The sequence below is a fragment of the Streptomyces sp. V2I9 genome, assembly GCF_030817475.1.
In the GTDB taxonomy this organism is placed as follows: domain Bacteria; phylum Actinomycetota; class Actinomycetes; order Streptomycetales; family Streptomycetaceae; genus Streptomyces.
Map to the genome: position 1 here is coordinate 4,909,174 of NZ_JAUSZJ010000002.1, position 21,590 is coordinate 4,930,763.

The following is a 21,590-nucleotide window of genomic DNA, read 5'->3' on the forward strand; positions in this document are numbered from 1 at the left end:
CGTACGCCCGCCTCCCGGGTGCGGCGGCCCCCTCGCCCATGCGCGCGCCGGTCGAGCCCGTCGGCCCCCGGCCCGTATCCGTGCCGGTCGGGCGCGGCCCTCTCCGCGTACGCGCCGGTCGGGCCCGGCCGGCCCCGGCGGTCACTCCTCCCCGGCGGCGGGCGGCCTCCGTGCGGGCGGCAGGGCGTCCTCCAGCGTGCGGGCCGCGGCGAGCAGCCGGACGTCCGCGCCGTGCGGCGCGACCACCTGGAGCCCCACCGGGCAGCCGTCCCCGGTGAAACCTGCGGGCAGGCTCGCCGCAGGGTGTCCGCTCAGGTTGAACGCCCAGGTGAGCGCCGTCGAGTAGAGGCCCCCCGGCCCCTCGTGGCCGTGCGGCCGGTTCGGGGTGGCCGGGGTCAGCAGCAGGGCCCCGCCGTCGAGCAGCGCCGCCAGCCGCTCGTCGTTGCCCCGCCGCACCCGTACCGCCGCCGGGTCGTCCGGCGCCCCGCCCCGTACCGCCGTCCAGGCGTCAGCCGGGTCCAGCAGCCCGGCGTCCCGCTCCAGCAGGCGTACGGCCCCCCTCGCTACGAGCCGGTCCACCGCCGCCCGGACGACCGCCGCCACCTCCGGGTCCACCTCCGCGAACCCGAGGTCGTCGCTGTACACGGCGGGCAGCGGCGACGACGCCCCCGGCGGGAGCGGGAAGAGGGGAGCAGGGGCCGGGGCGGCGCCGGGCGGCCCGCCGTCTTCCGGCACATGGCGCAGCCACCGCTCCGCCTGTGCCGCCGACCGGGCCAGGACCCCCGCCGAGGCCAGCCCGGACCGGTCGGGGGAGGGCAGCAGCCCGTTCGTCGTCTTCAGCCCGAACACCCCGCACCAGGCGGCCGGGATGCGGACCGAGCCCGCCCCGTCGCTGCCCGTCGCCAGCTCCACCATGCCCGCCGCCACCGCGACCGCCGACCCGGCCGACGAGCCGCCCGGCGTACGGTCCGCCCGCCACGGGTTGACCGTACGGCCCCGCGCGCCCTGCCCCCAGGTCTGCCAGTAGGTGCCCGGACCGGGCACCGAGGTCGCGCCGACCGGGACGCCGCCCGCCGCGATCAGCCGGCGGGCCGCGTACGACCGGATACCGGAGGGGCCCTTCACCGCGAACGGCCGCCCGCCCAGCGGGAGTCGGCGGGCCACGGCCTCCCGCTCCCGCGCGAGCGCCTCCTCCGGCCAGACCTCGACGAACGCGTGCAGCGCCGGGTCCAGCCGCTCGATCCGCTCCAGGGCCCGCGCCACCGCGGAGGTCGTCCGTGTCATGGGGCCAGTCTGCCCGGCCCCCGCCCGGCCGCTTCCGCACGGCGTCCCGCGACCGGCTCCGCCGACACCTCCTCAGCGCCGCGCGGCCTCCGCCTCGTCCAGTGCCGCCTCCATCACGGCCCGCGCGATCGGGGCCGCGCTGCCGCCGCCGCTGATGTCGGCCCGGTCGGCGGAGGCGTCCTCCACGACCACCGCCACCGCCACAGCGGGGCGGCCGGAGCCGGGCGCGCGGGCCCAGGAGATGAACCAGGCGTACGGCAGACCGGAGTTGTCGACGCCGTGCTGGGCGGTGCCGGTCTTGCCGCCGACCTCCACCCCGTCGATCGCCGCGTTCGACCCGGTGCCGTTCTCCACCACCTCGACCATCATCCGCTGGAGCTGCACGGCCGTCGACGGGCTCATCGCCCACGCGGACGCGCCGGACCCCTCCTGCCGGACCGTGTCCCCGTCGTCCGTGGTCACCCGGTCCACCAGATGCGGACGGCGCAGATCGCCGCCGTTGGCCACCGCCGAGGCGACCATCGCCATCTGGAGCGGGGTCGCCGTCGTGTTGAACTGCCCGATCGAGGACAGCGCGAGCTGGTCGTCGCTCATGTCCGTGTCGAAGTTGCTCCTCGCCACCCCGGACGGGATGCGCAGCCCCGCGTCGTTGAAGCCGAACTTCTCCGCGGCCTCCACCATCCCGTCCAGGCCGACCTCCACGCCGAGGTGTGCCATCACCGTGTTGCAGGAGACCCGGATCGCGTCCGCCAGGGACGCCTCCTCACAGCCCTTCGCCTCGTTGGGAAGCGTCGTCCGCGTCCCCGGCAGGACGTACGGCGACGGAGTGTCCGTGGCCGCGTCGGCGTCCGTCACCGTCCGGGAGTCCAACGCCGCCGCAGCCGTCACGATCTTGAAGGTGGAGCCCGGAGGATAGGTCTGCCGGATCGCCCGGTTGAGCATCGGCATGGTCGTGGACGCGTTCAGCCGGGTCCAGGCGTCGGTCACCGCCGCCCCGGTCCCGGACAGCCGCTCGGGGTCGTACGACGGGGTCGAGACCAGCGCCAGGATCGCGCCCGTCGACGGGTCCAGGGCCGCCACCGCGCCCCGCCGCCCGCGCAGCCCCTCGTACGCGGCCCGCTGCATCGACGCCTCGACCGTGGTGACGACATCGCCGCCGGGCTGCCGGCTCCGGGTGAACTCGTTCCAGAAGGGCAGCGGCGCCAGCAGTGAATCGGTCCCGGAGAGCACCCCGTCCTCGGCGTTCTCCAGCAGCGTGGTCCCGTACGTCTGCGAGGCGTAGCCCGTCACCGGCGCGTACAGCGGTCCGTGCAGGTAGGTGCGCTCGAAACCGAGCTGCTCGCCGGTATCCTCGCTGCCGGTCACCGGCCGGTCGCCGACCAGGATGTCGCCGCGCGGCTGGTCGTGACGGGCGATCGCGTCACGGCGGTTGGCCGGGTTGTCGTCCAGCTCGCCGGCCTCGAAGAGCTGGACGCGGGCCGCGTTGACGAGCAGCGCCACGAGCAGCAGCAGACAGAAGGCGGCGGCCCGCCGGATGTGGCGGATCACCGGTCCGCCTCCCCGGCCGCCGCGACGACGCCGGTCTCCACCTGCTCCGGGTGGGGGCGGCGCGCGACGTCGCTGAGCCGGATCAACAGCGCCACGATGATCCAGTTGGTGACCACGGAGGAGCCGCCCTGCGCCAGGAACGGCATCGCCATCCCGGTCAGCGGGATCAGCCCCATCACCCCGCCGGTGATCACGAACACCTGGAGCGCCAGGATCGACGCCAGGCCGATGGCCAGCAACTGCCCGAACGGGTCGCGCAGCGCGAGCCCGGCCCGGTAGCCGCGCGCCACGAGCAGGGCGTACAGCAGCAGGACCGCGGTCAGCCCCGACAGCCCCAGCTCCTCGCCCGCCGTCGCCAGGATGAAGTCGGACTTGGCGGCGAAGCCGATCAGGATGGAGTGGCCGGCCCCGAGCCCGGTGCCCAGCATCCCGCCCGCCGCGAACGCGAACAGCGACTGGGCCAGCTGGCCGGGGCCCCGCCCCGCGTCGATCGAGGCGAACGGGTCCAGCCAGTCCTGCACCCGGCCGTGCACATGCGGTTCGAAGGAGCCGACGGCGAACGCCCCGACGGAGGCCAGGAGCAGACCGACCGCGATCCAGCCGGTCCGGCCCGTCGCCACGTACAGCAGGATGACGAACAGTCCGAAGAACAGCAGTGAGGTGCCGAGGTCGCGCTCCAGCACCAGCACTCCCACGCTCAGCAGCCAGATCGCCACGATCGGCCCCAGCACCCGGCCCGAGGGCAGTTGCAGCTTCCACGCCCGGCGGCCGGTGTACGCGAGCGCGTTGCGGTTGGCCGCCAGATACGCGGCGAAGAACACCGCGAGCAGGATCTTGGCGAACTCGCCGGGCTGGAAGGACAGTCCGCCGATCCGGATCCAGATCTTCGCCCCGTTCACCGCGGGGAAGAAGATCGGCACGGTCAGCAGCACGAGCGCGGCGGCCACCGAGAGGTACGCGTACCGCTGGAGGACCCGGTGGTCGCGGAGCAGCACCACCACCGCCGTGAACAGCGCCACCCCGAGCGTGGACCAGACGAGCTGGGTCGGTGCGGCCTGGTCCCTCGGCGTCTCCAGGTCGAGCCGGTAGATCAGCACCAGACCGACCCCGTTCAGCAGCACGGCGATCGGCAGCAGCAGCGGATCGGCGTACGGGGCCCGGAAGCGGACCGCGGCGTGCGCGAGCAGGGCGAGGGCGCCGAGGCCGCCCCCGTACCCGGCGACATCGGGCGGCACCGCCCCGTCGTGGGTCAGGCCGACCGCCGCGTAGCCGAAGACGGAGATGAGCACGGCCCCGACGAGGAGGGCCAGCTCCACCCCGCGCCGCTTGGGCAGGCGTAGCTCGGGCGGGGGAGCGTCCGCCGTCGTTGCGGTCATGCCCCGCAACGTAGCAAGAGGCGGGCGGTATTTCCCTTATGTCACACCCTTGCCGACGTCGGCGCTCCGGCGCGCCTGCCTCGGCGTGCGCCTTCGGCGCAGGGCCCCCGTACGTACGCCCCCGCGCATACGCCTCCGGCCCGTGGGAGCCCCACGCATGCGCCCGCCCGTGCGGCGCGGCGGGCGGCCGGGCTGCACGGGCGGGCGGGTGGGCGGGAGACGCTGGGTCAGCACCAATGCGGGGCGGAACCGATGTTCTCGATGTAACGCGCCGAGCCCCAGGCCCAGGTGCCGTCGCTCAGCAGGTACCAGCGGTTGTTGCCGTCGACGTTGTCGCCCTGGGTCTTGCAGAAGATGCTGACGACCGTGCCGTAGTCGACCGAGCCGACGATGCGGCTGCTGCGGGTCGGCTTGTCGCGGAGCAGCAGGTACGGCTTGGCGATGACCCGCCCCTTGTAGCTCTGCTTGGGCGCCGCGGGCTTGGCCTGCCCCTGCTGCTGCGCCTCCTTGCGGGCCTCCTTCTGCTGCGCCTCGTGCTCGCGCTGCATCGCCGAGGCGGAGAGCTCGTCGGACGCCGGGTCCGGAGCGGACGCCTCCGCGCGCTGGCCGACGGGCTGGGGGTCGGCCGCCATCGCGGCGGGTGCGGCGGCGGTGAGCGCCGCGAGCGTGCCGGTGGCGACGCAGAGACCGAGCCGGCGGAGCCGCGAGGAGCGGGACAGGGGGGACATGCTGCCTCCATGCGATGAGGAGAGGGACCGTGGGGGGGTACGAGCGGGGCTCGTGATCGTCACGCTAGGTTCGGCACACACGGTCCGCAACGCGTCACGGTGCGTGAGGCGTGCTCCGCGTTGGGCCGTCCGGGTCGTCCCCGTCCTCCGGACCCCGTTCGCCACGGGGATTCCCGCCGGGCCCGCCGTGGTCGAAGCCCACGTACTCCGGCAGGGTCAACCGGGCGAGCGCCCCGCCGTCCGGGGCGTCGGCGAACTCCAGCCGGGCGCCGATGACCCCGGCCTGGCCGAGGGCGATGGTCAGGCCGAGCCCGTGCCCCTTGCCCGCCCCGTCCGTACGGAACCGCTGCGGCCCGCCCTCCAGCAGGTACGCCGGAAACCCCCGGCCGTGATCGCGTACGGAGACCACCGGGCCGTCCACGTGCAGCACCACCGGAGGAGCCCCGTGCCGGTGGGCGTTGGCGACCAGGTTGCCGATCACCCGCTCCAGCCGCCGCCGGTCGGTCTCCACCCGCGCCGCGCCGCTCACCCGCACCTCGGTCTCCGTGCCCGAGGCCCGGACCACCCGCTCCGCGACCGGCGCCAGATCGTGCACGGCGAGGTCGACCTGCTCGGTGCGCGCGTCGAGGCGGGAGATCTCCAGCAGGTCCTCCGTCAGCGCCCGCATGGCCTGGACCCGGTCGCGCACCAGCTCCGCCGGTCGGCCCGGCGGCAGCAGCTCGGTGGCGGCCGTCAGGCCGGTCAGCGGGGTGCGCAGTTCGTGCGCCACATCGGCGGTGAACCGCTGCTCGGTCTGGAGCTTGCGCTGGAGCGTCGAGGCCATGGTGTCGAGCGCGCCCGCCACGATCGCCACCTCGTCCTGCGCGCGGACCGGGCGCGCGGTCCGGGGATCGGCCACCCGCGCGTCGAGGTCGCCCGCGCTGATCCGGCGCGCCACCCGTGCGCTCTGGTGGAGTCGGCGGGTCACCCGGCCGACCGCGAACAGCCCGACGAGCAGGGTAGCGGTGATGGCCAGCAGCGAGGAGCCGATGATCGCCCGGTCGAGGCCACCGATGGTGCGGGCGCTGTGGCCGTAGTCCGTCCAGGTCGCCAGCGCCCGCCCGTCCGCCGGGCCCGCCGCCCACATGGCGGGCCCCCGCCGTCCGTCCGGATCGCCCGGCGGATGCGGCCCGTCCGCGACGACGGTGCCCCGCTCACCGCCCGCCGCCAGGGCGCGCAGCGATCCGGGGAGGCCCGGCGGGTCGATGCCGGACCCCGGAGGCAGCGGTTCCCCCGCCTCGTACGCGTCGGTGACCACCTCCAGCTTGCTCAACGTCTTCTCGCGGGCCTGCTCGACCACCTGCCGGGTGACCGCCGTGTGCACCAGGAAGCCCAGGAGGGCGGCGAGGGTGCAGCACATGGCGGTCAGGAAGACCGCAGCCTTCCAGGTGAGACCGGCGGTCCAGGAGGGCGGGCGGAGGCGGCGCGGACTCATCGCGGCCCCGCGGAGGGGCGGGCGGAGCCGCCGGGGGCGGGCGTGGGCGTGGGCGTCGGCTTCGGCTTCGGGTGCGGCGTACGCCTCGGCTCCGGGGCCTTGCGGTGCTCGGGCGTGCGCAGGATCTCGTCGCGGGTGGGCAGCATCGCGCGCTGCCGGCCGTCCCAGGACCACGCGGTGCGGTACTCGTACCCCGGCATCACCGACGGGGCCCGCATGATCACGTCGCGGCCCGCCAGCTCCACGCTGATCACCGCGTCGTAGGTGGACATGATCCGGATCAGCCGGTCGCCGTCCGGCATGTACACGCGCACGGCGAGCTGCCGGTCGGGCATCCGGATGCCGAGCACCAGGTCGTCCCTGCCGTCACCGGTCAGGTCGCGGTGGTACGGGGCCAGGACCGGGCAGTCGTCCGGCGCGGTCCGGCACGCCTCGACCTTCCGGACCGTGGCGTCCGGCAGCTCGTCGAGGCCGCTGTCCCGGTCCGTCTCGGCCTTCAGCTCCGCCTGCGCCACGGCCACCGGGTCCAGCCGCCGCACATCACCGCCGGGCACCCGGATTCCGGGGATACGGGCCGTCTCGCCCTCGCCGTAGTCGTACGGGGCGGCGGAGGCGGGCGGCAGCTCCGGCCAGAGGCTCCGGGGTTCGACCGCCGACGGCGCGTCCCCCGCACTCCTCAGCTCGCCGGCCGCGCCGCAGCCGGTCAGCAGAGCGAGCGCGGCGACGGCGCGCACAGCGGTACGGCTCGCCGCCGGGACGCGGTGGAGGCGCACGGCTCGCTCCTCGTCTCCTGTACGACGACCGGGGTCTCACACCCTAGACGGACGATCGCGCACAAGGCCGACTCCGCTCCGCCGGTGGGCCCCCGCGCGCGGAGCGGCCGTCACCTGCGGGTGCGCCGCCGGGTCAGCGCTGGTACGGGTTCTGGCCGGGCGGCGTGAAGCCGGGCTGCTGCGGGGCCTGGCCGTAGGCGGTGCCGTCCTGCCCGGACGCGGCCTGGGCGAGCAGCCGGTCCGCCTCCTCCCGCGGTATCTGCCGCTCCCCGCCGCAGAACGTGCACTGGGTGGCGTACTTCGTCGAGAACGGGAACAGCGGCACGAAGAACAGCGTGAACTTCGTGACCCGCTTCCGCAGGGTGTGCGCCGCCGGATTGCCGCACCAGCCGCACACCATCGTCAGGACGGCCAGCTGGTACAGGTAGCCCTTGGTACCGAAAATGATCATGTCGTGGTCCCTTTCCCCGTCCCCCGGAGTGCCCGACGGCACAGTTCCAGGAGCTTCTCGTCCTCGTGGATGTCATGACTGCCGTACCCGCCGTCCATCGCGTTGTGACGGCGCGCGGAGGCGAGTTCGCTCCGCAGGACGTGTGCTGCGGCCGACCCCTCAGGGACCGGCCCCATCCCTGCCACGCATTCTGCCACCCGGACCCGGACATGACGGCTGCGTTCCCAGTCGGCCAGCAGCGCCTCGGTGGTCTCCCGCGACCGGCCGGTCACCCGCCACAGGGCGACCGCCGCGTCCACCCGCAGCCACAGCTCCTCGTGCCCCAGCAGCGCCCGCAGCCGGGGCGCGACCACCGCCGCCCACGGGCCGAGCGCCCCCAGCGCCACCGCCGCCGCCCGCCGGTCGTGCACCTGGTCCGACATCAGGCCCTCGGTCAGGACCGGCAGCACCGCGTCGGCGTCCCCGGAGACGGCCCACAGCGCCTCGGCGGCCTCCGTCGCGGACGCCGTACCCGGACGGCGCAGCAGCGCCCGCAGCTCCGGGACGGCCTCCCGCGCGGCGGGTCCGAACGAGGCCAGCGCTCGCAGCGCGGCCGTACGCAGCCACTCGCCCCGGTACTCCGGCGCCCCGCGCAGCACCCGCAGCACCTCGGGGGCCGCCTCACCCGCCCGCAGCCCGGTCAGACCGGCCAGCAGCGGGCTTGCCCGGTCGTAGGCCGCCTCGTCCAGCTCCACCTCCGCGAGCCGGCGGCGCAGCACCCCGGCGAGCGGCCGGGCCGCCGCCCCGAGGTGGACCACCGCGGCTCCCACGTCGTGCGGCACCCGCGGCAGCTCCAGCGCCGCCGTGAGCGCGGGCAGCGCGCGGGCGTCGCCGAGACGGGCCAGGGCCTTCACGGTGGAGCCGAGGCCCGGCGGGCCACTGGCCCACGTCCTCACCCAGCCCTCGGGGGCGGCGGCCAGCCGGGCGGCCAGGGCGTCGGCGGCGGGCGCGGCGAGGGAGAACAGCTCCTCCAGCACATGGGACGCGGCCTCGGCCAGCCGCGGCTCGGGATCGGCCAGCTGATCGCCGACGAGCGCCACCAGTTCCTCGTAGGAGCCGCGCCACGCCCGTATCAGCCCGCCGCTCATCCGTACGGCGTCGATCCGCTGGCGACGGTCGGGGCTGCGCAACTGGTCGGCGAGGAGCGCGGTCCGGTCGGCCACCCGGTCGTCCAGGCCGACGTGCAGGGTGCGCAGCAGATCCGCGGCCCAGGGGGCCCCGCGCCCGGCGTCCTCCTGGGCGGACAGGGCCCGCACCTGCCCCACGAGCGTCGGCGTCGCCACCTGCTCGCCCCGGTGCGCCACCGCCTCCGCGTCGGCCGGGCCGGCCTCGACCGGCTCCGCGTCGGCCGTCCCGGCATCCGCCGTGCCGGCGTTCACCGGCTCGGTGGTCACGGTGCCGGCGCCGACCGTCCCGCCGTCCGCCGCCGTCCGCTCCGCCACGGCCCTCGGCGGCTCCGCCTCGCCCGCCTCCGCGCCCGTCGCCGCCGCGTTCTCCGTTCCCGCCTCCCGATCGGAGCCCGGCCCACCGGGCCCGCCCCGGCCGGGGCCGGCCTCTGCGTCCTGCGTGGCCCGCATCTCGCGCAGCAGCCCCGAGACCACCGGCACCACGTCGCCGGGCAGTCCGTCGGGCGAACAGCGCGCCAGCTGCGCCAGCGCCGCCAGCCGGAGCCCCGGCGAATCCGCCCGAGCCGCCAGCCGGCCCAGCCACTGCCCGACCCGGTCCGCCAGCGGCCGGTGCCGCAAAGCGATCCGCCCGGCCGCCTCCACGAGGGCGAGCCGCACCTCCTCGTCCGGCTCCACCGGCAACCGCTCCCGCAGCAGCGCGAGCACCCGCACGGGGTGCCGGTGCAGTGTGGCGAGCGCCAGCGGGGCCGCGAGCCGCACTCCGGGGTCCTCGTCGGCGATCAGCTCGAAGAACACCTCCGCGCCCGCGGTGACCGCGGCCGCCGCCATCGCGTAGTTCGCGGCGCCCTCGATCTCGTCCTCGTCGATCTCCGCCTCGTCGTCCTCGTCGAGGTCGAAGCCGCCGATGCTGGTGAGCAGTTCGACCACGCTGCCCCGGTCCTGCATCTCCGGGTCCGCGACCAGCTCGAACAGGAACGGGATGCACGCGAGAGTGCACGCGTACACGTCGCCCTGGTGGTGGACCGCGCCGTACATGCCGTCGAGCGCCGCCTCCCGCTCCGCCGGGTCGTCGGACGCCAGCCCCCGCAGCAGACGCGGCACGTCGTCGGCAGGCCCGTAGGCATGCTCCATCGACGCCCAGTCGACCTCGTCGATCCCCGAGAACACGCCATCCCCTCCCCACGATCACGGCAGCGCCCGGACCGGCGCGCCCCGTGGCGGCAACCTGTCCGTCACACCCCTTCCGGCGCGCCCTGGAGAAAGCGCCTGCGCAGAGTGTGCACCACCGGTCCGACAATCCACCCGCCACTTGTGGCCTTTCCTCGGGCCGTGACGAGGTCATGACCGTGTCAAGACGATCCGCCTCCGCGACCCCCGCGCGGTCCTGTGAGAACGGTGCGCGGTACGGAGGGGAAGCCCCGCGAGGCCCGGCGGGACCGGCCAGAAGTCCGCGTACGCCGCAGGGCAGTCGCGGGGCCCGAGGGGCACTCTCCGGGCGAGCCGTGGAGCGTCATCCCCGCAGCCCCGCAGCCCCGCAGCCCCGCAGCCGCACGGCCCTACAGCCGCACAGCCGGGCGCATGTTCCGAGCCGTCGGGGAGAGGCCGCGTCACCCCGGCAGCGGACGCGCCTGCTCCGGGTCGTTCAGCGGGGCGAGCAGATCGCCGTACCGCTCCAGCCGCCCGGCCATGTCCTCGGCCCGGAACTCCAGCGTCCCGGCCTCGCGGCATGCCGCGATCTCGTCCCAGGTCACCGGGGCGGACACGGTGGGCTCGGGGCGGGCGCGCAGGGTGTAGGGCGTGGCGGTCGTCTTCGACGCGGCGTTCTGGCTGAAGTCGACGAACACCTTGCCGGGCCGCAGGGCGCGCTTCATCCGGTGCAGGGCCAGCTCCGGAAGGGCCTCCTCCACCTCCCGGGCGAGCCGTTTCGCGTACGCGGACGCCTCCTCGCTCGGGGTGGGCGCCAGCGGGGCCAGCAGGTGCAGCCCCTTGGACCCGGACGTCTTCCCGTACGCCGTCAGCCCGTCGGCCGCGAGGCGCTCCCGCAGCCAGAGCGCCACCGCGCAGCACTCGACGACGGTCGCGGGGGAGCCGGGGTCCAGGTCGAGGACCAGCCGGTCGGCGACGCCCGGCGCGGCGGTGCGCCACTGCGGGGTGTGGAACTCCACCACCAGGTTGGCCGCCCACATCAGCGAGGCCAGATCTCCCACGACCACCTGCCGGGCGGCCTGGTCCTCGCTCCGGGGGACCGGGGTGGTGGCCACCCAGGCGGGCGTACCGGGCGGCGGATTCTTGGTGAAGAAGAGCTGGCCGCCCGGCCCGTCCGGATAGCGCAGGAAGGAGACGGGGCGGTCGCGCAGATGGGGCAGGATCACACCGCCCGCGATGGCCGCGTAGTAGTGCAGGACTTCGCCCTTGGTCGTCCCGGTGGCCGGATACAGCACCTTGTCGAGGTTGCTGAGCGAGATGCGTCGCCCCTCCACCTCGGTGATCGGCGTCATACGATAAGAATCACATGAAAACCGCCCAAAGCGTTCTTCGCGGCCGAAAGGGGTGAACGGTGAGGTCCATCTGGAACGGCGCGATCTCCTTCGGGCTGGTCAGCATCCCGATCAAGCTGGTCAACGCCACCGAGAACCACGCGATCCACTTCCGGCAGATCCACCTCGCCGACGGTGGCCGGATCCGGTACCGCAAGGTCTGCGAACTGGACGAGGAAGAGGTCTCCGGCGGCGAGATCGGCAAAGCGTACGAGGACGCCGACGGCACGATGATCCCGATCACCGACGAGGACCTGGCCCAGCTCCCGCTGCCCACGGCGAAGACGATCGAGATCGTCGCCTTCGTGCCCGCCGACCAGATCGATCCGCTCCAGATGGACGCGGCGTACTACCTCTCCGCCGACGGCGTCCCCGCCGCCAAGCCGTACACCCTGCTCCGCGAGGCCCTCAAGCGCAGCAACAAGGTCGCCGTCGCCAAGTACGCCCTGCGCGGCCGCGAACGGCTCGGCATGCTGCGCGTGGTGGACGATGTGATCGCCATGCACGGCCTCCTCTGGCCGGACGAGATCCGCGCCCCCGAGGGTGTGGCCCCGGAGGGTGACGTCACGGTCCGCGACGCCGAACTCGACCTGGCGGACGCCCTGATGGACACCCTCGGCGAGGTCGACATGGACAGCCTCCACGACGACTACCGGGAGGCGGTGGAAGAGCTCGTCGCCGCGAAGGCGTCCGGCGAGGACGTGCGCCCGGCCGCGTCCGGTGAGACCGGCGGCGGCAAGGTCATCGACCTGATCGCGGCCCTGGAGAACAGTGTGCGGGCGGCCAAGAAGTCCCGGGGCGAGGACGGCGAGGCCGAGGCGGACGACGACGGCGAGGACGAAGACGGCACGGACGACGGGGACATGGCGGAGGTCCACCCCATCAAGAAGACCGCGTCGAGGACCTCCGGGAAGTCGTCGGGGAAGACGTCCGGGAAGGCCGCGAAGAAGACCACGCACCGCACCCCGACCGGGAAGACGGTCACCCGCTCCGGAGACTCCACGGCGAAGAAGTCCGCGCCCAAGTCCACGGGGGCGAGGAAGTCCACGTCGACGGCGAAGAAGTCCGCCACAAGCGGAGGCAGTGGCGCAAGCGGCGGGAGCGGGAGGCGGTCGGGCACGAAGAAGGCGGCGGCGAAGAAGAGCACGTCGTCGAGCGGCGGCACGGCGAAGAAGACGGCCTCCTCCCGTAAACGCGCCTCGGCCTGACCGGCGGCGCGACGGCGAGAAGGACGAGGCCGCGCAAGGACGAGGCCGCGCAAGGGCGAGGGTGCGCGGAGTGGGACTGTGCGGCGCGCGAACGACGGGAACAGCGCGGCCAGTGCGGACAGGGCGGACAGTGCGACGCACCACGTGCACCACCTGCCCGTCCCACCCCGCCCGTCGCCCTCTTCCGGCCCGCCCCTCCGCTGCCCCACGTCCCCCGTACGCTACGGCCCATGAGCGAAGAGGCCCCCACAGGACGGGTGATCGACGGTCGCTTCACGCTGGTGGAGCGGCTCGGCAGCGGTGGCATGGGCATGGTCTGGCGGGCCCGCGACGAGGCGCTCCACCGCGACGTCGCGCTCAAGGAGGTGCGGCCCCCGGACCCTGCCCTCGCGGAGTACGACCCCGAGGGCGCCCGCACCCTGCGCGCGCGGGTGCTGCGCGAGGCCCGAGCCCTGGCCCGTGTCGACCACCCCAACGTGGTGACCGTCCACCACATCGTGGACCCCGGCGAGGACGGCTACCCGTGGATCGTCATGGAGCTGGTGGCCGGCTCCTCCCTGCACGACCGGCTCGCCACCGGCCCCCTGGAACCCGCCGACGCCGCCGAACTGGGGCGCGGCATCCTCTCCGCCCTCCGCGCCGCCCACGCCTGCGGCATCCAGCACCGCGACGTCAAGCCCGCCAACGTCCTGCTGCGCCCCGACGGCCGCCCCGTCCTCACCGACTTCGGCATCGCCGCCATCCGCGAGTCGACCAGCCTCACCATGACGGGCGCCCTCATCGGCTCGCCCGACTACATAGCCCCCGAACGTATCCGGGGCACCGAGGGCGATCCGTCCTCCGACCTCTGGTCGCTCGGCATGCTGCTGTACGTCGCCGTCGAGGGCCACCACCCGCTGCGCCGGGCCACCACTCTGGCCACGCTGGCCGCCGTGCTCGACGAGGAGATCCCGCCGCCGGTACGGGCCGGGGCCCTCGCCCCGGTGCTGAAGGCCCTGCTCACGCGGGACGTCCCGGCCCGCCCCGACGCCGAAGCCCTCGACCGGCTGCTCGCCGGGGCCGCCCGAGGCGGCCCGAACACCGCCCCGACGCCCACGGAGCCCGTACGGGAACGGCCCGCGTCCACCGGTTCCGTGCACGCCGCCCCGACGCAGGCACCCGCCGCACCGCCGCCCGGTCCGGGTCCCGCGTCCGAGCCGCCTTCGTCACCCGCGTCCGACCGGATCCACCCGCCGCCCGCCCGGCCCGGCGGATCGTCCGCCCCGCCCACCGGGCCGGAGGACCGCGTCCCGACGGGCTACGGCTTTCCGCCGCCCGCGTCCCCCTTCTCCGCGCCCGCCTCCGGTGGCAACCCGTACCAGCAGCCCCCCGGTCACCCGTACACCGCCCCGCACGAGCCCGGCCGCCGCGTCGAGCGCCGGGCGTGGAGGATCGGCGCGGTCTCGTCCGTCGTCTCGGCCGTGGTGGTCGCGGGCACGATCCTCTGGACCACCGACCCGTTCTCCTCCCGGAGCTCCGACAGCGACGACCGCCCCCGCGACCGGGCGAGCGCGCCGCAGGTCTCCGCTCCCGCCCCGGACCCGGCGGCCGACGACTCCGGCGCCGCCGCCCCCTCCGAGGGCGCAGGCGGCTCCGGGGGCGAGGACGCCGCGGAGACCGTCGACCTGCTGACCCCGGACGGGGTGCGGACCGCGATCGAGGCGCTGAAGCCGCTCATGGGAGGAACGAAGGTCACCGGCTTCACCCTCTTCGGCGAACACGCCTCCGCCGAGGCGCCGTTGAAGTCCAACGCCGCGCTCTACGACCGCTTCAGCTACCGCGACGGCCGGGCGAAGAACGACGACATGGGCGGTACCCTGACGTCCGGCTCCACCACGATCGACCTCGACACCGTCGACTGGGACGTGCTGCCCGCCCTGCTGAAGACGGCCGAGGAGACCCTCAACGTCGAGAAGCCGGAGAGCCGTTATGTGATCGTGGACCCCGCCTCGCCCTTCCACGAGGACCGCCCGGTGCTGCGCGTGTACGTCTCCGACTCGCACGGCGGCGCCTTCCTCACCGCCGGGCTGGACGGCCGGGTCATCGAGAGGAACCCGCGCCCCCGGGGCTGAGCGCCGGCCGGATCGGATCCGGGAGCTGCGGCAGGTCCAGCTCGAACGGGTTCCGTTCGATGACGTACGTGCAACTGGTGTACGTGTAGCCGGGCTGGACCTTCGTCCCGGAGGAGTAGCTGTCCACGCGTGCGGTCGCGCCCGTGCCGTGCTTGTAGAGGAAGTGGTACTCCCCGGCGGGGAGCCTGAGACGTGCCTTCGGATAGTTCCTGCCGCTCGCCCCGCACGCCCGCCGCGAGCCTTCGGAGGCGCTGTACCGCTCGCAGCCCGCGCACGCCTTCAGGCTGACGGTGCCGGTGACCGGGCCGGTGTACAGCACCTCGACCGTGTTGGGCGCGTCGTTGCTGATGACGAGCTCCATCCGGGCCCCGCCGGGCCGCTTCGAGGGCGGCAGCCGCTTGCCCGCGGCCGGCCGGTCGTCCGCGATCTCGGCGGCTATCGCGATGTTCCGCGCCTGCCGCACCCGCCCGTCGCCCCGGTACGTCCGCGCGAATCCGGTCAGCGTCGTGCGGGCGGCACCGAACTTCCCCTCCTCGAACTGGTCGACCCCGCACGCGTACACCCCGTCCACGACGCCCCTGTCGGCAGCGGCGCGCAGCTTCTTCACACCGTCGTCCGGAAGCTGCGAGGCGGTGGCCCCGAGGCCGCGCAGGACCTCGGTGGCCGCGCACGGATCGGCCCCCTTCAGCGCCGCCACCCGGGCCCTGATCCGCTCCTCGATCGCGGGAGCGACCTGCCGCGCGGAGGCGGAATCGGGGAACGTACGCAACAGCTCGCCCAACTCCGCGCCACCACCGCCCACCCCGCCCAGGCGCGACACCCCGCACCCGTACAGCGACACGGCGAGCGGTTCGTCGGGCCAGGCGGCCAGATGACCCAGCAGCTTCCGGTCCACCGATCCCGGCAGTGTCCGCAGATGCGTCAGGGGCGCGAGGGCCTCGCAGTGCCGCTTCTCCGCGTACGGGGCGGAGACGGCCTCGTAGTACGCCTCCAGCCGGTCCGGCACGAGCTTCGCGGCCCGGGAACCGGGGTGGTCCTCGGCGAGCGCGCGATAGACGTCGAGCGCCTTCGCGTACTCACCCTTCGCCGCGTCGTACGGCTGCCCCGAGGCCGCCGCGACCCGATCGTCCCCGTCCGCCAGCCTCTCCAGCAGCATCCGCTCCCGCGCCTCGTCCCGAGCGGAGCCGTACACCAGCGCCCCGCCCGCCGGCACGGCCAGCAGCACCGCACCGAGGCCGACCGCCAGCACCGGACGCCACGCCCCGCCCAGCGCCGAACGCCGGGCGATCCGCGCCCCGTCGGCGGCGGCGACCGCCAGCACCACCAGATATCCGGCGAGAACGCCCCCGGCCACCCCGTCCGGATCGGCCGGCAAGGCCGCCCACACCAACACCCCCGAGGCCGCCCAGCACACCACGGCCCGCCCCCAGCGCCCCAACAGGGCGTATCCGAGGCCGAGTCCGGTCAGATTGAGCAGCGCGGCCCCGGCCGACCGGAGGGACGCACCGGGCGGCGGCGGCCCGACGGACGGTGCGTGGGAGGGAGGGGGTGGCGGACCGAAGCCGGGCGTCCCGCCCGGACGCGGCGGCACGGCCCCGCCGCCCCCGGCCCCATCGGCTCCCTGTCCCGCAGTCGCGTACCGGTCATCGGACTCCATAACGGTCCCCCCACCGTCGAGCCGAAAAAGTCACCGGGAATCTGCCCGGCGGCGCGGCCCCCCACGCGTCGCGGGGGCACGCATTCTGCCTCCGTGGCCCACGTAGCCCAGCGGCCTATGTGGCGAAACACCGGTGATGTAGCGGTAGTTGGCAGATGGTGATGCCGTGAATGAACCCGAACGAGTGAACAAGTTCGGATCTTCGAGCCCGTGTTCTGTGTCATGATCGCAGAGCCGGAAGTTCGGCGCTCCGAACCGCAACACGGGCTCACCAGAAGGAAGTTGTCATACGCATGTGGAAGATTCTTCAGTGGATGTGGTGATCGCGCGCGGCCCCGTGGGCCGTGTCACCAGCGGCTGATCCACACCGCCGATGCATGGACCGGCTCCGGGGTGTTCCTCAGGCGCCGGTCCTTCTCGTTCTCCCCGGCTGGAGGCGTCGCATCTGCTCGGCCTCGGCGTCGCTGCCCAGGCTTCGGTACAGCTCCTCCGCCCGCCTGGCGTACTGCTGGGCCGGTTCGCCGTGCTGCCCGGCCGCTGCCAGCCGCGCGAGCCCTTCCAGTGCCCGAGCCGCCGCAGGGCGGGAGCCCGTGTGCTCGGAGAGCAGAAGTGCCTGCCGGTAGGCATCCGTGGCCGGGGCCGGCCGCCCCGCCGACCGGTGCACGTCGGCCATGCCCAGCAGGGCCCGGGCGCGCTCATAGGCGCTGTCGATCCTCCGCGCGACCTCCGCCGCCCGCGTGAAGTGCAGCAGGGCGCCCTCGCCGTCACCGTTCGCGGCCCGGGCTGCGCCCAGGCTGATCAGGGCGTTCGCCTCACCCAGCGCGTCCCCTCGGGCGCGGTGGCTCTCCAGCGCCCGCCGGAACCCCGCCAGCGCCCGCGGCGTGTCCCCCATGGCCTGGTACACAGCGCCCAGATTCGTATCCAGTATGGCCATTTCGCGCTCCCCGCTGTGCAGGCGGGCCAGCACCTTCGACCGTTCGAGATGCTCGCGGGCACGCTCGATGTGGCCCTGGAGCTGGTAGACGTCGCCGATGTTGTTGTGGGCGCGGATCTGTCCCAGCAGGTCCCCCGTGTCCTCGTGGATGCGCAGCGTCATACGTGCCCGGCCGAGCGCCTCGTCGTACCGGCCCTCGTAGTACAGCGCCGCCCCCTCGACGTTGAGGCAGTCCGCCTCGCCGTGCCGGTCGCCCAGATCGCGGTAGAGCGCCAGCGCCCGGCTCACCATGCGCAGCGCCGGGCCGGTATGACCGGCGGCCAGGTGAGCGCGGCTGGCCTGGAGCGAGCTGTCGGCGCACCCCGCGAGGTCCTTGAGGTCCTGGAACAGCGCCAGCGCCTCGCCCGCGCAGCTCAGCGCCTCGCCCGGCCCGGACTGCGCCAGCACCTCCGCCGCCTCCACCAGCGTCTGCGCCAGCAGGAGGGGGTCGCCCCGGTGGCGCAGGGCCTCCACCGCCTCCCCGTACAACTCGTTGGTGATGTCCCAGCTCCCCCAGATCCTGAGCGAGGGGGCGAGTGCGTGCGGGAAGAGCGCCGCGTACTCCGGATGCTCCGCCGCCGCGGTGCGGGCGGCCGCCATCAGGTTGGCCCGCTCGGCGCTCAGCCAGGCGGTCGCCTCCCGCGCGTCGCCGAACTCGGTGGCATACGCCGACATCGGCTCGGGTTCCAAGGCCCTCCGGCGCGGCTGGGTGTGGCTGTGGGCCCGGTACGCCGAGCCGACGCAGTACCCCAGGAGCCTGCCGACGGCATCGCGGCGGGTGGCCTCCGGCTCTTCCAGGGTGCACATGCGGAGCGCGAACGCCCGTGTGAGGTCGTGCAGTTGGTAGCGGCCGAGGGACGGCTCGGTCAGCAGATGGCCGTCCAGGAGCTCTTCGATGTCGCGCTGTACGTCCCCGGTGCCGCTGTGTCCCGGCTCGCTTCCCGACAGGGCCGCCGCGGCCGCCGCCGTGACGTCGGGTCCGGGGTGCAGCGCGAGCAGACGCAGCAGGCGGCGGGTGTCGGCCGTCAGCTCCGCGTACGAGAAGCGGAACGCCGAGACGAACACCTCCTCGTCGAGCCCGTCCAGGGGGTCGCTCGACTGCGCGAGGCGTTCCAGAAGGTGGCGCAGATCCCAGATCTCCCGGTGCCGGAATCGCCCCGCGAGCAGCGTCGTGGCCAGCGGATGTCGGCCGCAGGCGTCCACCAGCAGCTCCAGCGCCTCCGGATCGCGGGCGGTCCGGGCGGGGCCGGCGATCCGGCTGAACAGGGCCGCGGCCTCCCGTGCCGACAGCGGGCCCACCGGCACGGAAACCGCTCCGTCCAGCGTGGAGAGCCGGTTGCGGCTGGTCACGATCGCCAGGCATCCGGCCGATCCGGGCAGCAGCGGGCGCACCTGGGCAGAGTCCCGGACGTTGTCGAGCACCACCAGCACCCGGTTGTGCGCGGTCCACTCGCGCCACGCGGCGGCTCGCCCGTCGAGCGTGTCCGGCAGAGCGGCCCCGGTCCCGGCGGCCCGCAGCAGGAGGGCCAGCGCCTCGGCCGGGTCGACGGGCCGCCGCCCGCTGAACCCGTGCAGATCGACGTACAGATGACCGGCCGGGTAGTCCCCGGCCAGCCGGTGCGCGGCGTGGACCGCCAGCGCGGTCTTGCCGATGCCGGGCATCCCGTGCAGGACGACCAGCGGCAGCGCGTACCCGTCGGCGTCGGAGACCGCCTGCCGCAGAAGCGCCAACTCCTCACTCCGGCCGGTGAAGTCGCGGGTGTCGCGGGGAAGGTTGTTGCGGCCCGCAGGGCCGGACGGGGGCTGCGCGGGCGGGGCGGCACTCGGTATCGGAGGAGCGGGCGCGGGCGGGGCGGGGGAGGGGGAGCCGAGGGTGACGGCTTCCGTCCGGGGCCCGGCCAGCCCCCGGTCCTGTTCCAGGATCCGCTGGTGGAGCGCGCGCAGGCCGGGCCCCGGCTCCAGACCCAGCCCTTTCCGCAGGCGGGCATGGGTCATGCGGTAGAGCTCCAGAGCCTCGCTGTGCCGGCCGCTGCGGTGGAGCGCCAGCATCAGGGAGCCGACCACCCCTTCCGACAGGGGGTTCTCCACCACCAGCTCCCGCAGCTCGCCGATGAGATCGGCGTGCCGTCCCAACTCCAGCTCCAGCCGGATGCGTTCCTCCCGGACGTGGCGGTGGTCCTCCACGAGACGGGCGCGCACCGAAGCCGCCCACTCGCCGGGACTCTCCGTCAACGGTTCGCCCCGCCACATGCTCTCGGCGGTTCGCAGCAGCCCGACCGCCCAGTCCGTCCGGCCCTCCGTCGCTGCCACGGCAGCCTCGGAGCGGAACCGCCGGAAACGGTTCAGATCCAGATCGTTCCGATCGCGCATCCACAAGCGGTACGAGCGGGGCTGCACGAGGTCCACCCGGACCAGTGGGCCGACGGCGTCGTCCAGATTCCGCCGCAGTTTGGAGAGGTAGGTCTGGAGCGTGGCAAGCCCTTTGGGAGGCGGCTCGTCACCCCAGACCCGCTCCATCAGCGTGTCCACGCCGACCGGTTCTCCGCGCGCGTGGACCAGGACGGCGAGCACACAGCGGTGTTTCACCGAACCGAGCGTGTGCTGCTGGTCTCCGTGCCATAGTTCCAGAGGTCCCAGAGCAAGAAGGTCCATATCGCTCCCCCGGACAGGTGCGCCACTTCCTGCCGCCGCCGGCAGCCTCCGCACGTCTGCGCGGAACCGTCCACTGTTCCCTGAGCCACCGGCCCCGACCAGAGCGCACGGGGGGCGTGAGCGGGGCGCATGAGGCAGCGCATCTCCGCCCGCAGACGGAAGGCAGGATTCCTGCAACCCGCCTGTCCACACCGGTGGGCAGACGAGTCCCCGGGCCGCCGTCCACAGCGGCCCCCGCGGGCCCCGGTCCGCGGCGACCGAAACGGGGACTGATTCGGATGAGCCCGACCATGCCGGACACGCACCGGCTCCTTGTACCGGTGCGCCTGGATGTCGAACGCTGGACCACCCGCCGGACCCGCAGGAGGGTCCTCGCCGTGGTGCACACCGTCACGGCGGGACAACGCCTGCTCGACGCCGTGCGGCTGCTGGAGGACGACACCCGGGTGCAGGTGTTCTTCACTCAGGCGCCCGATGTGTTCAGCCACGGGGTGGAGCACTTCCTGGAGCGGCTCGGCGGCCTGGTGCTGCCGTGGCACCAGGCGACCCAGACGCCCTTCGACCTGGCACTCGCGGCAGCCCACGGCGGACTGCCGGAACTGCACGCCCCGGTGATCGTGCTGCCGCACGGCGCCGGGCACAACAAACTGGTCTCCACCGCGCAGCGTGGTCGGCGGGTCGCCGCACGGGGGACCTACGGACTCGACCGGCAATGGCTGATCCGCGACGGCCGGCTGGTCCCCGAGGCGATCGTGCTCGCCCACCACGAGGACCTGCACCGCCTCGGCCGCGACTGCCCCGAGGCGTTGCCCGCCGCCGAGGTGGTCGGCGACCCGTGCTTCGACCGGATCACGGCGAGCCTGCCGCAACGGGCCCTCTACCGGGCCGCCCTGGGAGTCGGGCCCCGGCAGCGGCTGGTGACCGTCTGCTCCACCTGGGGGCCGGGCTCCCTCCTGAGCCGGCAGTGGGAGCTGCTCGAACGGCTGGTCGACGAACTGCCGCGGGAGGACTTCCGGACAGCTCTGCTGCTCCATCCGCATGTCTGGAACGCCCACGGCGAATGGCAGGTCCGCAGCTGGCTCGCGCGGCTCGCGCGCGCCGGGCTCCTGGTGATCGGCCAGCACGCCGACTGGGTGGGGGCGCTGGTCGCCGCCGACCACGTCGTGGGCGACCACGGCTCCGTCTCCCTGTACGGGGCGATGACCGGAGCCCCGGTCTTCCTGGGCGATGTCCCCGAGGAGGATCTGGACCCCGGCTCACCCGCCGCGGAACTGGCCTCCTTCGCGCCGCGACTGCGCACCGACCGCCCCCTGGCGCGCCAGTTCACCCGTGCCGCCGAGGCCTACCGTGCGGAACGGTACGAACAGGTGGCGGCCCGGATCACCTCGGAACCGGGGCGGTTCGCCACCCGGATGCGGGCCCTGATCTACCGCAAGCTCCGGCTGCGCGCCCCGGCCGCGCGGCCGGGTACGGACCACGCGCCACTGCCGGTGACGGTACGTCACGACGAACGGGGAACCATCTGATGACCGCGCCGACCGTACGGCTCGCCGAGGACGTCCCGCAGCGCGGAGTCCGCCGGGCCCGAGCCACTCTCCTGCACCCGGACCGCCCCCTGCCGGTCGTCGACGAGCACCTGCGCGTCCGGCTCC

At 74.3% G+C, this 21,590-nt stretch carries 14 protein-coding genes; 3 read left to right on the top strand and 11 right to left on the bottom strand.

Features of this window, described 5'->3' with window-relative positions; translation table 11 throughout:
* Positions 1-141: 141 nt before the first annotated feature.
* The 9 genes from QFZ71_RS21740 to ligD form a co-directional block, all read right to left on the bottom strand.
* A complete protein-coding gene (locus tag QFZ71_RS21740; protein ID WP_307669839.1) occupies positions 142-1,284 on the bottom strand; it encodes an amidase family protein in 1,143 nt (380 codons plus the stop codon).
* A gap of 72 nt (positions 1,285-1,356) precedes the next feature.
* Entirely contained in the window at positions 1,357-2,832 is a 1,476-nt protein-coding gene (locus QFZ71_RS21745) for a penicillin-binding transpeptidase domain-containing protein (protein ID WP_307669840.1), read from the bottom strand.
* Positions 2,829-4,208, bottom strand: coding sequence for an FtsW/RodA/SpoVE family cell cycle protein (locus QFZ71_RS21750; RefSeq protein WP_307669841.1), 1,380 nt, complete (start codon positions 4,206-4,208; stop codon positions 2,829-2,831). The genes QFZ71_RS21745 and QFZ71_RS21750 overlap by 4 nt, the downstream gene beginning before the upstream one ends.
* Before the next feature lie 227 nt (positions 4,209-4,435).
* On the bottom strand, positions 4,436-4,936 hold the full coding sequence (locus QFZ71_RS21755) for an SH3 domain-containing protein (protein ID WP_307669842.1): 501 nt from the start codon (positions 4,934-4,936) through the stop codon (positions 4,436-4,438).
* Between the two features lie 94 nt (positions 4,937-5,030).
* Entirely contained in the window at positions 5,031-6,410 is a 1,380-nt protein-coding gene (locus QFZ71_RS21760) for a HAMP domain-containing sensor histidine kinase (RefSeq protein WP_307669843.1), read from the bottom strand.
* The gene (locus tag QFZ71_RS21765) at positions 6,407-7,183 is read right to left on the bottom strand and encodes a hypothetical protein (RefSeq protein ID WP_307669844.1); all 777 of its coding nucleotides are present in this window, start codon (positions 7,181-7,183) and stop codon (positions 6,407-6,409) included. Before QFZ71_RS21765 ends, QFZ71_RS21760 begins: the two co-directional genes overlap by 4 nt.
* Positions 7,184-7,316: 133 nt before the next feature.
* Positions 7,317-7,634 (bottom strand): zinc-ribbon domain-containing protein, encoded by a 318-nt coding sequence (locus tag QFZ71_RS21770; RefSeq protein WP_307669845.1) that lies wholly within the window; start codon positions 7,632-7,634, stop codon positions 7,317-7,319.
* Positions 7,631-9,967 carry a HEAT repeat domain-containing protein gene (locus QFZ71_RS21775; RefSeq protein ID WP_307669846.1) on the bottom strand — a complete coding sequence of 779 codons (2,337 nt, stop codon included), beginning with the start codon at positions 9,965-9,967 and terminating at the stop codon, positions 7,631-7,633. The genes QFZ71_RS21770 and QFZ71_RS21775 overlap by 4 nt, the downstream gene beginning before the upstream one ends.
* Positions 9,968-10,407: 440 nt before the next feature.
* Positions 10,408-11,298 (bottom strand): non-homologous end-joining DNA ligase, encoded by an 891-nt coding sequence (gene ligD / locus QFZ71_RS21780; RefSeq protein ID WP_307669847.1) that lies wholly within the window; start codon positions 11,296-11,298, stop codon positions 10,408-10,410.
* Between the two features lie 59 nt (positions 11,299-11,357).
* On the opposite strand from ligD, the gene QFZ71_RS21785 reads away from it, so the two are divergent.
* Both QFZ71_RS21785 and QFZ71_RS21790 read left to right on the top strand, forming a co-directional pair.
* Positions 11,358-12,545 carry a Ku protein gene (locus QFZ71_RS21785; RefSeq protein ID WP_307669848.1) on the top strand — a complete coding sequence of 396 codons (1,188 nt, stop codon included), beginning with the start codon at positions 11,358-11,360 and terminating at the stop codon, positions 12,543-12,545.
* Positions 12,546-12,775: 230 nt separating this feature from the next.
* Entirely contained in the window at positions 12,776-14,656 is a 1,881-nt protein-coding gene (locus tag QFZ71_RS21790; protein ID WP_307669849.1) for a serine/threonine-protein kinase, read from the top strand.
* On the opposite strand, the gene QFZ71_RS21795 is transcribed toward QFZ71_RS21790, so the two are convergent.
* A complete protein-coding gene (locus tag QFZ71_RS21795) occupies positions 14,625-16,313 on the bottom strand; it encodes a hypothetical protein (protein WP_307669850.1) in 1,689 nt (562 codons plus the stop codon). The two genes, QFZ71_RS21790 and QFZ71_RS21795, sit on opposite strands and share 32 nt — an antisense overlap.
* A gap of 400 nt (positions 16,314-16,713) precedes the next feature.
* Positions 16,714-19,938: a BTAD domain-containing putative transcriptional regulator gene (locus QFZ71_RS21800; RefSeq protein ID WP_307669851.1), complete on the bottom strand. Its 3,225-nt coding sequence runs from the start codon at positions 19,936-19,938 to the stop codon at positions 16,714-16,716.
* 278 nt (positions 19,939-20,216) lie between these two features.
* On the opposite strand from QFZ71_RS21800, the gene QFZ71_RS21805 reads away from it, so the two are divergent.
* Positions 20,217-21,464 carry a hypothetical protein gene (locus QFZ71_RS21805; RefSeq protein WP_307669852.1) on the top strand — a complete coding sequence of 416 codons (1,248 nt, stop codon included), beginning with the start codon at positions 20,217-20,219 and terminating at the stop codon, positions 21,462-21,464.
* The last annotated feature ends 126 nt before the right edge of the window (positions 21,465-21,590 follow it).

Excerpts from the sequence above, each read along its gene's own strand:
- QFZ71_RS21790 (WP_307669849.1), top strand. The coding sequence starts at position 12,776 with ATGAGCGAAGAGGCCCCCACAGGACGGGTGATCGACGGTCGCTTCACG.
- ligD (WP_307669847.1), bottom strand. The coding sequence starts at position 11,298 with ATGACGCCGATCACCGAGGTGGAGGGGCGACGCATCTCGCTCAGCAAC.
- QFZ71_RS21805 (WP_307669852.1), top strand. The coding sequence starts at position 20,217 with ATGAGCCCGACCATGCCGGACACGCACCGGCTCCTTGTACCGGTGCGC.
- QFZ71_RS21760 (WP_307669843.1), bottom strand. The coding sequence starts at position 6,410 with ATGAGTCCGCGCCGCCTCCGCCCGCCCTCCTGGACCGCCGGTCTCACC.
- QFZ71_RS21740 (WP_307669839.1), bottom strand. The coding sequence starts at position 1,284 with ATGACACGGACGACCTCCGCGGTGGCGCGGGCCCTGGAGCGGATCGAG.
- QFZ71_RS21800 (WP_307669851.1), bottom strand. The coding sequence starts at position 19,938 with ATGGACCTTCTTGCTCTGGGACCTCTGGAACTATGGCACGGAGACCAG.
- QFZ71_RS21755 (WP_307669842.1), bottom strand. The coding sequence starts at position 4,936 with ATGTCCCCCCTGTCCCGCTCCTCGCGGCTCCGCCGGCTCGGTCTCTGC.
- QFZ71_RS21750 (WP_307669841.1), bottom strand. The coding sequence starts at position 4,208 with ATGACCGCAACGACGGCGGACGCTCCCCCGCCCGAGCTACGCCTGCCC.
- QFZ71_RS21795 (WP_307669850.1), bottom strand. The coding sequence starts at position 16,313 with ATGGAGTCCGATGACCGGTACGCGACTGCGGGACAGGGAGCCGATGGG.
- QFZ71_RS21770 (WP_307669845.1), bottom strand. The coding sequence starts at position 7,634 with ATGATCATTTTCGGTACCAAGGGCTACCTGTACCAGCTGGCCGTCCTG.